Annotated in this window: 15 protein-coding genes; 7 read left to right on the forward strand and 8 right to left on the reverse strand. The window is 30.4% G+C overall.

From position 1 onward, the window contains the following. Positions 1–39: 39 nt before the first annotated feature. The 4 genes from WG945_RS10485 to dinB form a co-directional block, all read right to left on the reverse strand. Positions 40–1,656 (reverse strand): aspartate:alanine exchanger family transporter, encoded by a 1,617-nt coding sequence (locus WG945_RS10485; RefSeq protein ID WP_068447736.1) that lies wholly within the window; start codon positions 1,654–1,656, stop codon positions 40–42. 206 nt (positions 1,657–1,862) lie between these two features. Then, positions 1,863–2,480, reverse strand: coding sequence for a DUF6973 domain-containing protein (locus WG945_RS10490; RefSeq protein WP_068447738.1), 618 nt, complete (start codon positions 2,478–2,480; stop codon positions 1,863–1,865). 149 nt (positions 2,481–2,629) lie between these two features. Next, positions 2,630–3,088: a GreA/GreB family elongation factor gene (locus WG945_RS10495; protein WP_068447740.1), complete on the reverse strand. Its 459-nt coding sequence runs from the start codon at positions 3,086–3,088 to the stop codon at positions 2,630–2,632. Positions 3,089–3,582: 494 nt separating this feature from the next. Then, positions 3,583–4,665 carry a DNA polymerase IV gene (gene dinB / locus WG945_RS10500; RefSeq protein ID WP_068447742.1) on the reverse strand — a complete coding sequence of 361 codons (1,083 nt, stop codon included), beginning with the start codon at positions 4,663–4,665 and terminating at the stop codon, positions 3,583–3,585. Positions 4,666–4,965: 300 nt separating this feature from the next. On the opposite strand from dinB, the gene WG945_RS10505 reads away from it, so the two are divergent. The 6 genes from WG945_RS10505 (at position 4,966) to WG945_RS10530 (ending at position 9,674) form a co-directional block, all read left to right on the forward strand. Beyond that, a complete protein-coding gene (locus WG945_RS10505) occupies positions 4,966–5,295 on the forward strand; it encodes a HesB/IscA family protein (protein WP_068447744.1) in 330 nt (109 codons plus the stop codon). Positions 5,296–5,310: 15 nt separating this feature from the next. Further along, positions 5,311–6,759 carry a Fe-S cluster assembly protein SufB gene (gene sufB, locus WG945_RS10510; protein ID WP_068447746.1) on the forward strand — a complete coding sequence of 483 codons (1,449 nt, stop codon included), beginning with the start codon at positions 5,311–5,313 and terminating at the stop codon, positions 6,757–6,759. 78 nt (positions 6,760–6,837) lie between these two features. Further along, entirely contained in the window at positions 6,838–7,587 is a 750-nt protein-coding gene (sufC, locus tag WG945_RS10515) for a Fe-S cluster assembly ATPase SufC (protein ID WP_068447748.1), read from the forward strand. A gap of 36 nt (positions 7,588–7,623) precedes the next feature. Further along, a complete protein-coding gene (locus WG945_RS10520) occupies positions 7,624–8,013 on the forward strand; it encodes a four helix bundle protein (protein ID WP_068447751.1) in 390 nt (129 codons plus the stop codon). A gap of 47 nt (positions 8,014–8,060) precedes the next feature. Then, on the forward strand, positions 8,061–9,374 hold the full coding sequence (sufD, locus tag WG945_RS10525) for a Fe-S cluster assembly protein SufD (RefSeq protein ID WP_068447753.1): 1,314 nt from the start codon (positions 8,061–8,063) through the stop codon (positions 9,372–9,374). Positions 9,375–9,470: 96 nt separating this feature from the next. After that, positions 9,471–9,674 (forward strand): hypothetical protein, encoded by a 204-nt coding sequence (locus WG945_RS10530; protein WP_068447754.1) that lies wholly within the window; start codon positions 9,471–9,473, stop codon positions 9,672–9,674. Positions 9,675–9,747: 73 nt separating this feature from the next. Here WG945_RS10530 and WG945_RS10535 read toward each other — a convergent pair whose 3' ends face one another. From WG945_RS10535 to WG945_RS10545, 3 genes are read right to left on the reverse strand one after another with little or no spacing between them, the layout of a single operon-like run. Further along, positions 9,748–11,397, reverse strand: a complete 1,650-nt coding sequence (locus WG945_RS10535) for a hypothetical protein (RefSeq protein ID WP_068447756.1) — start codon at positions 11,395–11,397, stop codon at positions 9,748–9,750. A 17-nt stretch (positions 11,398–11,414) separates the two neighbouring features. Next, complete coding sequence (locus tag WG945_RS10540; protein ID WP_068447757.1) at positions 11,415–12,575, reverse strand: ATP-binding cassette domain-containing protein; 1,161 nt, start codon at positions 12,573–12,575, stop codon at positions 11,415–11,417. 45 nt (positions 12,576–12,620) lie between these two features. Beyond that, the gene (locus WG945_RS10545; protein WP_068447758.1) at positions 12,621–13,940 is read right to left on the reverse strand and encodes a serine hydrolase domain-containing protein; all 1,320 of its coding nucleotides are present in this window, start codon (positions 13,938–13,940) and stop codon (positions 12,621–12,623) included. Between the two features lie 99 nt (positions 13,941–14,039). On the opposite strand from WG945_RS10545, the gene WG945_RS10550 reads away from it, so the two are divergent. Continuing rightward, a complete protein-coding gene (locus tag WG945_RS10550) occupies positions 14,040–15,254 on the forward strand; it encodes an aminotransferase class V-fold PLP-dependent enzyme (RefSeq protein WP_068447760.1) in 1,215 nt (404 codons plus the stop codon). 139 nt (positions 15,255–15,393) lie between these two features. On the opposite strand, the gene WG945_RS10555 is transcribed toward WG945_RS10550, so the two are convergent. After that, complete coding sequence (locus WG945_RS10555; RefSeq protein WP_068447762.1) at positions 15,394–17,064, reverse strand: G-D-S-L family lipolytic protein; 1,671 nt, start codon at positions 17,062–17,064, stop codon at positions 15,394–15,396. Positions 17,065–17,072 lie beyond the last annotated feature (8 nt).

A 17,072-nucleotide genomic window follows, 5' to 3' on the forward strand; every position in this document is an offset into this window, starting at 1 on the left:
GTAGCTTTATACTTCTAAATTTTGTTTTTTTTATACAGTTTATAACAGTGCCATTACTTCTGCAACAATAATTATAAGTACCAAAGAAAAAGGGTATACAGCCGCATAAGCTATTTGTGGTGCATCAGATTCCGTCATAGAATCGGTAGCACTTAAACCTGGTGTAGATGTCATACCTCCTGTTAATGCTCCTAAAATAGATAAAAAGTTAATTTTTAAAAAGAAACGACCAACAAGCACCGTAATAATCATCGGAATCAAAGTAATAAGAGCACCATATAAAAACAAAATAAAACCGTGTTTTTCAATCGCCGAAATTAAACTCTGTCCTGCTTTTAAACCTACAGGCGTTAAAAACAATAAAAGTCCGAACTGACGTAATATTTGATTTGCGGGACCTGATAAATTCCAAATTACAGTAGCAAATTTCCCTTTCCAACTTAAAAATATAGAAGATAAAAGTACACCACCAGTAAGCCCTAATTTTAAAGCGATACCTCCTAACGGAATGGCTATAGCCCCCACAAGAATACCAATAACAATACCAAATGCTACTGGTAAAAAACTTGTTTGTCCTATTCTTTTTAAACTATCGCCAAAGAGCTGAGTAACCGCAGGAACATTTCCTTTAGAACAAGAGACTAAAATCTTATCACCATATTTTATTTTGGTTGATGGATGTGGAGCTAAATCTATACTAGCTCTTCTAATACGCGTTATGGTAGCAGAATAATTTTCTAAAAGGTTAAGTTCTTCAATAGTCTTATTTACCACAGCATCATTGCTTACTACATACCATTTTACTTCATATGTTCCACTTCTAGGAATTTTAATATCGGTAACTTTACCTAATAAAACTTCTATTCTTTGTAATGCATTTACTGTACCTACTGCCTTTATAATATCTCCCGTTTCTAAAATAGTATCTTTTGTAGGAGAAATAGGCAGTTGATTAGGCTTCATAATACGTGAAATATTAGCCTTGGTCATAAAACGAATTCTCAATTCTCTTATCGTTTTACCGTTCACGTTTTCATTAGAGATAATCAAGTTTTTATTGATAACCAATGGGGTATTAGATTTCGATTTTTCTTCAAAATCCTTTTCCTCATTCTTAATATTTATTCTAAATAATGAAGGTCCTAATTTTACAAATAAAATAACACCTAAAACACCAAATGGATACGCAATACCATAACCAATAGATGCTAAAGGGGATTGAGAAGCCTCTATAGAAGCCGCCAAACCAGGTGTAGATGTTAACGCACCTGTTAACAAACCACTCATCATATTCATATCTACATCATAAATATAAGAAATAGACACAGCAGTTATTCCACCCGTTATAACTGTAAGTCCTGCCAAAATAATTAATTTAGCTCCCTGCTCTTTAAAAGAACTAAAAAAAGAGGGGCCTGCTTGCATACCTATGGTATAAATAAATAAGACCAACCCTACACTTTGTATAATTGGAGGAATATTAAAGGTAATCCCATTTAAATTGTACAGATATCCAAAAAAGATAGCGACAAAAATAACCGCAGAAGTATCAAAACTAATTCCTTTTATACGAACGTTCCCTAGGGCAATCCCTAAACCAATGACTAGAAATAACACAAAGTAATCTTTAGTGAGTAATTCTAAAAAAAATTCCATAATTTTTAATATTAATTTTATTCTATTTTATAAAAAATTGACTTTAATTTAAGTAGACAAAAGTAGGGCTTTACTGCATTTAATTTTTATGATAATTATCACTAGAATCCTTGCTATTACTGGTATTATTTAATTACATGTTCTCTAACTACTATATCTATTGAACGAATACGTTGTAGTATGTTTTATAAATTAAAACAAGGGGATTATTTAGTATTTGAAGGAATCAAGCATTTATCATTCTCCCATTTACCTCTAAGCGCCTCTTTGTGAATTACTTCTCCATTACAAGTTAAAAAATTACCTTTTTTATCTTTTTTTATGATTTTCATTTTCCCCTCCTCAATAGCATTTACAATTCTATAAATTAACCCTTTTTTAGAAACAACACTTCCTTTTGTTATTAGTTTTAATCCTTCTTCATTATTATGTAAATCCATTTCAGATGAAATTTCATCCGGCACAACACCATCTTCTAATTTTTGTTTTTTGTATGTTAAATAATTTTCTTTTTCATGTGCTTCTCCTAAAGAACGTGCAGAGCTCTCACCCATTTCTTGTGCTAATCTTGCCATCCAGTATGCATGCCTAAAAGCATCTACTTGCCCACCAGCTCCATCTTTATCTAATACATCTGTTTTTGCAATAGAATCTGCTACTTTATTTGTTTCTTTAGAAATCTCTAACGATTTTACAGCTTTAAAAGGATGAAAAATAACCCATTTTTTAATGGGTGCAGAAAGTTTAAAAAAACTTTTAAAATTAGATTGCCCAAATGATTGTAGAGCAAAAAGTATAGTTAAAAGAAATAGTGTCTTTTTCATTTTAGAAAATAATGGTTTATAAAAAGAAGTAAAAATACTTCTTTTATTCGAAAGCAATTTATCTAAGTTTTACAACCACTATGGCTACAATAAAATTATTTAACGTTTAACAACATAAATTTCCTGTAGAAAAATAAAAATATAGAAACCTATTTTAAAGACAGGATATTTATAATGTTTCCATTAAAAAAAATCTCATCTCCTACCTTTTTACCTAACAACAACTTACCTATAGGAGATGAAACAGATATAGCAAAATAGACCTTATGATCAATTGTAATTTGCCCTGCAGAAATAGACAAAAAATAATTAACCGAAACTGTTTCAACTACACTTCCTAGGTGAGCAACTGTAGATATTTTGTTTACTTCTATTTTAGCTAAAATTTCTTTCATTAATGTAATTCCGGTAAGTTGTTGACCCGCTTTTTCCATTTCTAATTGCAACATTGCCCTACCAGTTTCATGCTTATCACCTGCAGAACTTTTGGTTTCTGATTGCAATGCTTTTTGATTAGATGAAATAATTTCCGTTACCGTATGTAACCGTTTGTTTACAAAAATTTCACACTGATTAAAAAGTGCTTCTTTAATTTTTAATTGCGACATATATTATTCTACTATTTTCTTTTTCAGGAAACACAAAGGTATTTTCTAACTTATTATTTGTTGATTTCCGTTTAATTTAAAAAATCTTTTCACCATAAAATTTGAATATTTTTTTTGACTTTTCAGATAAATAAAGCCAAAGTTACGAGAACATAAAACCATTAAAAGATCTAATTTTCATAAATACTCTTCCTACTCTTTTTCATCTAAAAAAATTGAATTGACATTACTTTATAAACCCTAAAACCCACTGATAAAAGAACCACTTAAAACTAATCATCAAATAAAATACAAACACACTACTATTTTATATGATTCAGGATAAACATATCATAAAAACACACTAACAACCCAAAAACAAATACATAATTAATTATATAAACTCAAAAAACACCTTAAAACACTTTAATAAGTAGGTATATTTATCATTATACCGAGATAACAACACCTATAATTTAAACATAATTATGAGGTTTATAAAAAGACGTTGTACTTCAAAATTCAAACTTTAATTGTACCCAAACTAATTCTTTATTCTCTGTATTTAAATTCCCAAAAGACAATCCTAATAAACGGACAGAATTTGTAATTTCATCTTGAAACAACAACTCCTTTACCACAGGAAAAAACTCTTCTTTTGCCTGCATAAAATAATCTTTGGTTTTGCTTCTTGTTTGTTGTGTAAAATCTGAATATTTAATTTTTAAAGTAATGGTTTTTCCTTTTGTGTCTGATTTTTTCATGCGCTTTTCTAACTCATCAGCAATTTTATCTAACCTCTCTATCATAAAAATTTCAGAGGAAATATTTTCGCTAAAAGTTCTTTCTGCGGCAACCGATTTTCGAATTCTATTAGGTTTTACTGCACTATTATGAATACCACGAACAATGTTATAATAATGAGCACCAGATTTACCAAAAGATTTAACCAGCTCTTCTAGCGATTTTTTCTTTAAATCGTTTCCAACAAAAATGCCTAAATTATACATTTTAGCAGCTGTTACTTTACCAACTCCATAAAACTTATTGACTGGTAATTCTTCTAAAAACTGAATTACCTCATCTGGATGCACTGTTTTTTGCCCGTTTGGTTTGTTTATATCAGACGCCACTTTGGCAATAAACTTATTTATCGAAATTCCGGCGGAAGCCCTTAAACCTGTTTCTTCAAAAATTCGATCTCTAATTTCTCTTGCAATGGTATTTGCAGACGGATTTCCTTTTTTATTTTCTGTAACATCTAAATAAGCTTCATCTAAAGAAAGTGGCTCTACCAAGTCTGTATACTCGTAAAATATTTCTCTAACTTGTAATGAAATTTCTTTATAACGAGCAAAATCTGTGTTTACAAAAATTAAATGTGGGCATTTTTGTTTGGCTAAAGTTCCGCTCATGGCAGATTTTACTCCAAATTTACGTGCTTCATAACTCGCAGCAGAAATAACACCTCTTCTCCCTTCTCCACCAACAGCAATTGCTTTCCCTCTTAATTCTGGGTTGTCTAATTCTGCTACAGATGCGTAAAAAGCATCCATATCTACATGAATTATTTTTCTAAAGGGTGGTTGCAATTCCATGTTTCGAAAGTACAAAATGAGTTATAATTTTCTCTATATTTTGTTACTTGATTCAAAATTGTTTTCAAAATGATTTCATCAACAAAAAAATACCTACACGTAATTTGCTTAAATCAAAATTTGTCAATTTCTAAAACCAAATTAGCAATCAAAAACAATAACTTTGGCTTAAAAACGATAACCTAAAAGTACAATCAATAAAACCAATTCTTTAATTAGGTTTGATAATGAAAGTTTCCTTTTTTTCTTCGACTTATATCGTATATTTGCAGACAATTTAGATTTAATCTATTTAAAATTATGATAAAAGTTTCAGACACAGCGAAAAAGAAAGTCATAGAACTAATGACTGACGATGGCTTTAATGCAGCAACCGATTTTGTGCGCGTTGGTGTAAAAAGTGGTGGTTGTTCAGGTTTATCTTACGATTTAACTTTTGATAACAAACAAGAAGAAAATGATAAAGTTTTTATAGAGAATGATGTTAAAATCATTGTTGACAAAAAAAGCTTTTTATATTTAGTAGGAACCACCTTAGAATATTCTGGAGGTTTAAACGGAAAAGGATTTGTATTTAACAACCCAAACGCAAATAGAACTTGTGGTTGTGGAGAATCATTCTCACTTTAAAAATTTAAGAAAAAGATGTCAAAGTACACAGAGGAACAGCTAGAAGAAGAATTAAAAACCCAAGAATATAAATACGGTTTTTATACAGATATAGAAAGTGACACATTTCCTATAGGATTAAGTGAAGATGTTGTTCGTGCAATTTCTAAAAAGAAAAACGAGCCAGAATGGATGACCGAATGGCGTTTAGAAGCGTATAGAGTTTGGGAAAAAATGGAAGAACCAGATTGGGCAAATGTTAATTATGAGAAACCAAATTTTCAAGACATTGCTTACTATTCTGCTCCAAAAAAGAAGCCTAAATTAAATAGTTTAGATGAAGTAGACCCAGAATTATTAGACACTTTTAAGCGTTTAGGAATCTCTTTAGATGAACAAAAAAAATTAGCTAATGTAGCTGTAGATATTGTAATGGACTCTGTTTCTGTTGCTACTACTTTTAAGAAAACATTAGGTGAAAAAGGGATTATTTTTATGCCTATTTCAGAAGCAATTCAAGAACACCCAGAATTGGTCAAAAAATATTTAGGAACCGTTGTGCCAACAACAGATAACTTTTATGCAGCATTAAATTCGGCAGTTTTTTCTGACGGATCTTTCTGTTACATTCCTAAAGGTGTTCGTTGCCCAATGGAATTGTCTACTTATTTTAGAATTAATGAAGGTGGAACAGGACAATTTGAAAGAACTTTAGTTGTTGCAGATAAAGGGAGTTATGTTTCTTACTTAGAAGGATGTACAGCACCAAGTAGAGATGAAAACCAACTACACGCAGCAGTTGTAGAATTAATTGCATTAGACGATGCAGAAATTAAATATTCTACAGTACAAAACTGGTATCCTGGTAATAAAGAAGGAAAAGGTGGTGTTTACAATTTTGTAACTAAAAGAGGAATTTGTGAAAACAACGCAAAAATTTCTTGGACACAGGTAGAAACAGGTTCTGCTGTTACATGGAAATATCCTTCATGTATTTTAAAAGGAAACAATTCTGTAGGTGAGTTTTACTCAATTGCAGTTACTAACAATTTTCAACAAGCAGATACTGGAACAAAAATGATTCACTTGGGTAAAAACACCAAGTCTACCATTATTTCTAAAGGTATTTCTGCAGGTAACTCTCAAAACTCTTATAGAGGTTTGGTACATATTGGAGCTCGAGCAGAAAATGCGCGTAATTTCTCTCAATGTGATTCTTTATTAATGGGTAATGCATGTGGCGCACACACGTTTCCATATATAGAAGCTAAAAATAAATCTGCACAAATAGAACACGAAGCAACTACAAGTAAAATTGGTGAAGAACAATTATTTTACTGTAACCAACGTGGTATAGATACAGAAAAAGCAATTGCATTAATTGTAAACGGATTTAGTAAAGAAGTTCTAAATAAATTACCAATGGAATTTGCTGTAGAAGCTCAAAAATTATTGGAAATCAGTTTAGAAGGAAGTGTTGGATAATTGATAGCCAGCCATAAAATATATAATTATTAAAATAATGCTTTTAGCCAAAAACTAAAAGCCAATAGCATAAAAAGGATGTTAAAAATAGAAAATTTACAAGCGAGTATCGACAATAAATCAATTTTAAAAGGATTGAATTTAGAAGTAAAAGCAGGTGAAGTACATGCAATTATGGGACCTAATGGTGCTGGTAAAAGTACTTTAGCAAATATTATTGCAGGAAAAGAAGACTATGAAGTTACTGCTGGTACAATTGAATTAAATGGTGAAGATATTAGTGAATTAGCACCAGAAGAAAGAGCACATAACGGTGTGTTTTTATCTTTTCAATATCCTGTAGAAATTCCTGGAGTTTCTGTAACAAACTTTATTAAAACTGCTATTAACGAAACTCGTAAAGCAAAAGGTTTAGAAGACATGCCAGCAAAAGACATGTTAAAAATGATCAGAGAAAAATCTGAATTATTAGAAATAGACCGTAAATTTTTATCTCGTTCTTTAAACGAAGGTTTTTCTGGAGGAGAAAAGAAACGTAACGAAATTTTTCAAATGGCAATGTTAGAGCCTAAATTAGCTATTCTAGATGAAACAGATTCTGGTTTGGATATTGATGCTTTACGTATTGTTGCAAACGGAGTAAATAAATTAAAATCTAAAGACAACGCTGTTATTGTAATTACACACTACCAACGTTTATTAGATTATATCGTACCAGATTTTGTACACGTTTTACACGATGGAAAAATTGTAAAAAGTGGAGACGCTTCTTTAGCTTTAGAATTAGAAGAAAAAGGGTATGATTGGATTAAGCAAGAACTAGTATAAAATGTTTCTTGTTTCTATTGTTTAAAGTTTCATGTTTTGGCTACTATAAGAAGATTCGAAGATTTAGAAATATGGCAACTAGCTAGAAAATTAGCTCAACAAGTTATTTTTATTTCTAAAAATACTGATTTGAAAAACGATTATCGTTTTAAAGATCAAATTAAAGCTTCTTCTGGCTCAGTAATGGATAACATTGCTGAAGGTTTTGAAAGGGATGGAAATTTAGAGTTTAGACAATATTTATCAATTGCAAAAGGTTCTGCTGGAGAAGTTCGTTCACAATCTTACAGACTCTTTGATTCGGAATATATTTCTGAAGAAAAATTAAACAATTTAATTATTGAGTGTGAACATTTGAGTAAAAAAATAGCAAATTTTATCAGCTATTTAAATAAAAGAGATTTTAAAGGAACTAAGTTCAAGTAGTCACAACTTGAAACAAAAGAAACTTTAAACCTGAAACTTATAAAACAATGGAATTAAAAGATAAAATAGTATCGTCTTATGTTGCTTTTGAAAATGATGTAGATATCAATTCAGAAATACATAATATACGTACAAAAGCATTACAAAATTTTGAAACATTAGGGTTTCCTACCAAAAAATTGGAAGCATGGAAATACACTTCTCTAAACTCAATTTTAAAACAAGATTATAGTATTTTTCCTAACAAAGAAAATACAATTGAATTTGCGGATGTAAAACAGTATTTTATTCATGATATTGACACCTATAAAATTATTTTTATAGATGGAAAATACAGCTCTTTCCTTTCTGATGTAACGCATGATGGAAAAGATATTTGTTTACTTTCTTCAGCAATATCAAAACATAAGTATAGTCCTGTAATTGAAAACTATTTCAATAAAATTGCAAAACAAGATAATTTAACATCGTTAAATACTGCTTTTGCAAATGAAGGAGCTTACATTTATATTCCTAGAAATGTAGAGGTAGAAAAGCCAATTCAAATTATTAATTTTACAACAGGTTCTGAAGCTGCAACTATGATTCAGCCAAGAAACTTAATTGTTGTAGAAGAAAATGCACATGTTCAAATTATAGAACGTCATCAAAGTTTAACAGACAACGCTGTGTTGTCTAACGTTGTAACAGAGGTGTATGCAGCTAAAAATGCTACAGTAGATTATTATAAGATTCAGAATGACAATATAAATGCTTCTTTAGTAGACAATACCTACATAGAACAAAAAACAAATAGTGTTGTTTCTGTACATACCTTCTCTTTTGGAGGAAATATTACCAGAAATAATTTAAATTTCTATCAACGTGGAGAACACATGGACTCTATCTTAAAAGGAATTACAATTATTGAAGGAAAACAACATGTAGATCACCACACTTTGGTACATCACATAGAGCCAAATTGCGAATCTCATCAAGATTATAAAGGAATTTTTGACGAGCGTTCTACAGGAGTTTTTAACGGTAAAGTAATTGTTAATAAAGAAGCTCAGAAAACAAATGCATATCAACAAAACAACAATGTTTTAATTAGTGATAAAGCAACGATTAATGCAAAACCACAATTAGAAATTTTTGCTGATGATGTAAAATGTTCTCATGGTTGTACTATTGGTCAACTAGATGATGATGCTTTATTTTACATGCAACAACGTGGTATTCCTAAAAAAGAAGGGAAAGCATTATTAATGTTTGCTTTTGCAAATACCGTTTTAGAAAGCGTTAAAATACCAGAGGTAAAACAACGTATTACCAAATTAATTGCAGAAAAACTAAACGTAAATATTGGTTTCGATTTGTAAATCTTAAAACCACTTTTTATATAAAATACAACCACGCAAATTGCGTGGTTTTTTATGTCTATATATTTTTCGTAACTTTATAAAAAAACATAGATTATGAACAAAACAATTAAAACAATATTATTATTGGCTGGAGTTGCCTTGCTTGTTTACGGAACTTACACCATGATTCAACCAGAGACAGAAGTTTCTATTGGTGATTTAGATTTGATAAAATCTCAAGACAATACAAACTCTTATATTACAATTGCACTAGGTATTGCTGCTGTAGCACTTAGTTTGATAAAAGGTAAAAGTTAATAAACCAAACATTAAATTGCTTAATAAACCACTTAGAAATAAGTGGTTTTATTATGTTTTATCCTAAAATAGTTTACTCTGGTCTTGCTTTAAATTTTCTGATAAATAACGAATACACATAGACTGTAATTATACTAACCAACAGTATTGCCCAAAAACCATAATTCTGAAACCAGATTTCAAAATTACTTTTATAATTATAATTTTGAGGGTTTAACTCTAAATAAACATCTTTTAAATATCTAGAATAGCTAAAAGCTGCAAATAAAAAGAAGGTTGGTACTGCAAATAAAACTAAAGACCAAAAGATAGATATTACCGTTTTTTTCCATTTTAAAATATAAGAAAAAATTGAAAAAACGATAATTAAAAACGAGATAAATAACATTATAAAATACTCGTTGTACTTACTATACCCAAACAAATTGTTTGAAGAAGACATTAACCAAACTATTAATACCAAAACAACCAAACTTGCTACAAAACTTAACAATATTGTTTTAATACTTGTTGTTTTAAATATTAAAATAAGAATGCTTAAACAAAAAGAAAAGGCAATTATAAAATACATAAAGATAACATCAAAACCAGAGAAATAAGATTCATATACGTTCTTAAAGAAATTATCAGTATCATTAAAATCAAAGTACAAACTCTTAGAGTACGGAATATCTTTACCCGAAGATAAATTGTTGCCTTCATAACCTACACTTGTATAATATTCTACTTTAGGATTGCTTGAATGTATCAATTCAGTTAAAAGGTAACTTGGTTTATTATCAATTAATTCAAACCAATTATCTATTGTTAAGTTATGTTTTATTTCGTATTTTTTTGATAAAGAAAGCACCTCATTTAATCCTTCTTTTATTTTAACATCATCTTTATTACTTAGTATTTCTTCATAGAAATTAAGTTGATTTTTATAGTCTAAAGAGTCTTGACCGTAATTAAATTTCTCTTCTGAATAATTGAATAATGATGGATTTAAAAACTCTTTAAACTCACTTATATCAATTATAGTTCTATCACCATAATGATCAAAAGCAATTGCAGATCTAGTTTTGTTAGAGTTGTTCGTTTCTAAATTAGAATTATTATTGAACTTATAAAACTGTAAAAAATGACCATCCTTTTTAAAAAAAGCTTGAGTAGTATCAATATTATCTGTTAAATTATAATCATAACCAACTGCAACTTTTAAAGGAAAAGGAGCCGGATATTCTTTTTTATCTATTTCATATTTAACTTGTTCTTGCATTAAAAACAAACTAAACTTATTAAAAACCTTAATATCTCTATCTAATTCTTGCCAATTATAAAGAGATCTTGTTTTAATTTTCAACCCCGCTTTAAAAGAATAAAATTGTGATGTACTTATTAAAATGATAAGAAAAACAATACAAAATTGCTGAAAAACCATTCCCTTTTTTATAGAATATAAATTTTTAAAAGCATTGTTTCTTAAGTAAAAAATGATCCAAATTAATAAGATAAAAATAGAAATCAACACATTGTAATACACATTAGATGTATTAAAGAAAAAATTATCTAACTTATAGTGTTCTTTTAAGTCTGCTAAACCATTAACGGAAGAAAAGCCTATTAAAAAGAAAAGTAAATGAACAATTATATTTACTCCGAGCATCCAAACTAAACGAGTATTCCATATTAATGGGTAATGCTCTAAAAGGTATTTATTTATTTTATTGATGAAATTCATTTTTATTGTTTACATGATTAAGATACAAAAAAGCGTCTGGTAGATTTAGAAATATCTCTAATATACGTTACATTTAATTGATGAATTGCAATTGTATTTAGCACATTATTAAATGTAATTTCATCCTTAAAGTACAAGATATAAACACCTCCATTAAACTCTAGCTTTTCTAAATTCAGTTCTTTAAAAACAGTTTCTAATTCTTCTCTAGAGTTGGTTGCATCTAATTCTATAATTAATTGCTTTTCTGTTTTTTCTGCAATGTTTAACTCATTAGAAGGTTTACCGTTTCTTAAATAAATAACCTCATCAGAAATTTTTTCTACTTCATATAATTGCTGAGAAGAAAACACCATTGCAATTGGGTTTACAGGCGATTTAGACATCATCTTTAAATCTTCTAAGATAATTTGTTGTGCCAAAATATCTAAGTTTGCCAAAGGCTCATCTAACAAAATAATTTCTGGTTTGCGTAACATTGTTCTTGCCAACTCAAAACGCATTTTATATCCAGAAGAAAGTTCGCTCCATTTTAAATCTTTGTATTTCCAAAGACCAAACCTGGCAACCATCATTAAAACTAATAAATCATTTTTTTTACCTTTTACACCATAATGTACCAACGCAAATTTTAAATTATCTAAAACTTTACCATACCAAACAGCCGTTCTTTGTGGTATGTAAACCAACTTAGACAACACATCGTACGCGTCTTTATTTTCTGATGAAAAAGAATACTCTAAACTACCTGCAGATACTTTATTTAAAGAAGCCAACACCGTTAATAACGTTGTTTTTCCATTTCCATTTTCGCCAACTAAACCAAAAATATCTCCTTTTTTCAATTCTATATTTACAGGACCTAAAACAAAACGACCACTGTTATAATCTTTGGTAATATTTTCTGCTTTTAAAATGGTTGTACCAACTAAATTTTTGGTTTCAATTTTTATATTTTTTAGTTGATTACAGCATTCTGTAAACAACAAAAGCAGCGACGATTTATCATCACTACTTTCAGTTTCGTATTTTTCTACAAAGTCTAACACCTTAGTAAAAACTTCTACAGAATCGGTATTTAAAGAAGCATCTAAAAGCGTTCTATAACCTAAAGAAAAATCGCCTCTCTTAAAATATAAAAGCGCATTTTCTATTAATTCTTCTTGTGTTTGTATCATATTTCTCTGAATTCTAGCAATTTTTCTAATTTAGAAGTAATAAATTTATTTAATCGACTCAATCACACCTTTTAAAAAGGTGTTTTCATCAAAATTTCTCAAACCAAAACGGACAATCACCATCTCTTGGTCTGGTAAAACATATACTCTTTGTCCTTGAAAACCATCTGCATAATACATGTTTTTAGGTACATCTTTAAAATCATTTTCTGCATTTAACCAAAACTGTGCACCATAAGTTCCGTTAGAACCTAGTGTTGGCGTTGTAGCATAAGTCACCCAATCTTTAGTAAAAAGCTCTTCTCCATTCCAATTTCCGTTTTTAAGGTATAAAAGACCAAATTTAGACCAATCTCTTGCCGTTGCCCAAGAATAAGAAGAACCAACGTAATTTCCGCTTAAATCGGCTTCTAAGACCATAGAGTTCATTCCTATTTTATCAATAAAGTTAGTGTACCAAAAGTCTAAATATTCTTGATGTGTTTTAAAGTAAGTTCTTAAAATACCTGACAATAGATTGGAAGTTCCAGAAGAGTAATTCCAACTTTCGTTTGGGGTACCCACCAAAGGCTTATTTTCTTGCATCTTGGTCATATCTCTTTCTAGAAACAACATTTTAGTCGCATCAGAAATTTTTTCATAATTCTCATCCCATTCTAAACCAGAATTCATTTGTAATAAATTGTTAATGGTAATATTTTTACGATCATCATTTTGCCAAGAAGCAATTGGAGCTTTATCAAACACATTAATTCCACCTTGAGTTTCCATAATACCAAAAACAGTACTTAACAAACTCTTAGTCATAGACCACCCCAGTAATTTTGAATTTTTATCAAATCCGTCTACATATTTTTCTGAAACAATTTTATCTTTATAAATAACCAAAACCGCTCTTGTTTTATGTACAGCATCAAACAATAAATCAACCGATTCATTTAACTTATCATAATCTAAACTTGCAAAAACGGTATCAATTTGTGGTGCATTTCCGTAAGGATAAGGCGTATTATTGTCTGCTTTTAACCTTCTAGGAACTAAATAATCTGCAGTTTCATCGCTCTCTTCTAAAGTTAAAACAGCCCCTAAACCTTCTCTAAATATAGCTTTTCTGGTTAACAAGCCAAAAGCAGAAGACGTTGCATTCTTATTCTCTAAATCAATGGCATCAGCAGCCAAATTAACTGGAGAAAAATCATTGTCTGTTGTATCTGTAAACTCTAAAGTTCTATCTGCAACAAAAACAGACGAGGCGATATTTTTAGCCGAATAACCAGCCAAAAGATTCAATTTTGGGTAATTGTAAATAACAACACCAACTATAGTAATCAATATCAAAAGTAGAATTCGTTTAAAAATTTTCATCAGAAAAGAGTTTAGTTATGTAAAAATAAGAAATTCATATTGTCTTTATTACAAGTTTCACACTTCAACGGTTATCTTTGTGTTTTAAATTGATTTTGTATGATAAATGTTGATAAAATTAGAGCAGATTTTCCAATTCTAAAAAGAACGGTTCACGGAAAACCTTTAGTCTATTTTGATAATGCTGCCACTTCACAAACACCACAAGTTGTTATTGATGCCATTGTAGATTATTATAGTAATTACAATGCTAATATTCATAGAGGTGTACATACTTTAAGTCAGGAAGCAACCGATAAATATGAACAAGCGCGTATTAAAATTCAGCATCATTTTAATGCAAAAGAAGCGTATGAGATTATTTTAACTGCTGGTACAACAGACAGTATTAATAGAGTTGCTGCCGGTTTTGCATCACTTTTAAACACAGGCGACGAAATTATTGTTTCAGCTTTAGAACACCATTCTAATATTGTGCCTTGGCAAATGTTGTGCGAAAAAACAGGCACTATTTTAAAGGTCATTCCGATGTTAGAAGACGGTTCTTTAAACATGGAAGCTTACCACAATTTATTGAATGACAAGACAAAATTGGTTTTTTGTAACCATGTTTCTAACGCATTGGGAACCGTTAACCCAATTGAAGTAATTATTAATGCTGCACATAAAGTAAACGCTGCTGTTTTAATAGATGGAGCTCAGGCTACACCTCATATTAAACCAGATGTACAAGCTTTAAACGTTGATTTTTATGTAGCTTCTGCCCATAAATTATGTGGACCAACAGGTGTTGGAATGTTATACGGAAAACAAGAATGGTTAGAAAAACTACCGCCTTACCAAGGTGGTGGAGAAATGATAGCTACCGTAACTTTCGAAAAAACAACCTATGCTGGTTTGCCTCATAAATTTGAAGCTGGAACACCAAATATTTGTGGAGGAATTGCTTTTGGAGCTGCCATAGATTATCTAAATTCTATTGGTTTTGATGAAATTGCTGCGTATGAAAATGAACTTTTAGCTTACGGTACACAAGAACTTTTAAAGATTGAAGGCTTAAAAATTTACGGAACTACTAAAGATAAAACAGCGGTAATTTCTTTTAATGTAAATGATATTCATCCTTATGATATTGGATCTATATTAGATAAATTAGGAATTGCCGTTAGAACAGGCCATCATTGTGCACAACCCATTATGGACTTTTATAAAATACCAGGAACCATAAGAGCATCTTTCTCTTTCTACAACACAAAAGAAGAAATAGATGTTTTAGTTGCTGGACTAAAAAGAGCTGTAATGATGTTGTCTTAATTGTCATTGCGAAGAACGAAGAACGAAGAAATCTACTTATTCTAAGCTACAAATTTTCAGGTATTATATTCTATAATATAAAAAAAGGTTGAGAATTAAAATTCTCAACCTTTTTTCTGTACTTAATTGTATGTCTTTCTTATTGTAAAAGCGGTGAATAATTTGTTGGAAAATCCCCTGCTTTCGCTAAACCATTTGTAGCGGTTGTAAAGTTAGATCCAAATTTAGTGTCCATAGCAGCTAAAATTTTATTAGCCATTAAGGCATACCCTCTAGCAGTTAAATGAACTCCGTCTAAACTTACTAAGCCACCAGTAACTAAACTTGTAGTCATAGTATAACCATCAAAAACAACTCCTGTAGAAGCTTCTTGTAAAATACCTTTAAAATCTACCATTGCAATGTTATCATTAGAAGCAACAGCATCTTCTATTACTGTATTATAAGCATCTGTAGCCGTTTTAATTGCTAATTGTTCTTGTGGTGTAAGCACCCATTTATCTGCTAATGGAAGTGTAATTCCTTCTGCAGAAAACTGACCCGCTAAAGTTGCTGGTAAAAGTCCACCACTTTGAGTAATCAAAGTCCCAGCTGCAGTCATATTTACTTTTCCAATAACCGTACTACTTGGTAAAACAAATAAATCATTAGAAGTAGCAGACCTTGCTTTTCCATATTGTTGTCCTAATAAGCCAGCTACCAAAGGTGCAGCTGCTGCAGGTAAACCTAAAGACTCTACAAAAGGTACAAAAGTTGGGCTTGCTCCTAAAGCTGTAGCAATTGCCACAGTTAGATCTGTTGCATCTTCATCATACACAACCACAGGGTTTGTTTCTGTTGTAGAAAAGACAATAGAACGCTCTGGCTCTCCAGCACCTACATATATCTGATTAACAGCACCAAATACAGAGTTTAATAAAGGTATTTGAGCTTTTAAAGTTGGTCCTGTTTCTGCATCATTAGGATCTAAAGGGTTATAAGGCACCGTTGTAAAATGTGCTAATGTTGTAATATAAGGCAGATTAGCAACCACTCCTTTTGCTCCTCCGGATGTTAAGGTAGCAACCATGCCGTTAAAAACATTTGCAAAAACTAAAGGGTTTGTAATATCATTACTTCCATATGTAGCAGGATCTAAATTTCCTGTTGGATTTATTGCTGAAGGAGATTGATCTACTCCAGAACCTCCAGAAAGTGCATATCCTAAAACATCATTACCACCAATTTCTGATAATGTGAAAAAAGTTGGTGCCTGTGCCATAGCATCACCTAAAACAGTTGCTGAAGATGAAGATGCCATTCTTGCAAAATAAGGATTTGCTAAACCTGGAATAACGCCTGCAGAATTACCATAACCTGGCGCTAATAAATGAAAGCTTTTTGCACCTGGAATACCAAAGTTATTTAAGTTTCCGCTTACAGAAGAAGTAACTTCTGTAGTTGGCATTGCTGTTAAAGATTCTGGACCAGCACCATTAAAAAATAATCTTGGTCCTTGTATTACATTTCCTGAATATAACAACCCACCAATATTATCATTCATTAAAGGTTGATTAAAATCAGTGCCAAACTTTTTAGCTAGAATATTAGGAAAAGAGTTTTCTTGGGCTGCTTTAAACAAAGCTCCATCTGTAAAACCTGCAGTAAAAGAAGCTCCTATAGAAACATATTTAGAGAAATCTAAACCATTTACATTTAATTGAACTTCTGCTGCTATTTCTTCTTGAATTGTATCTAAATCATTGTTTACATCACAAGATATAAAACCAAGAGTTAAAAGAAACAATCCTATATATTTATAATTTTTCATAAATTATT

It is taken from the genome of Polaribacter atrinae, from assembly GCF_038023995.1.
GTDB lineage: Bacteria > Bacteroidota > Bacteroidia > Flavobacteriales > Flavobacteriaceae > Polaribacter > Polaribacter atrinae.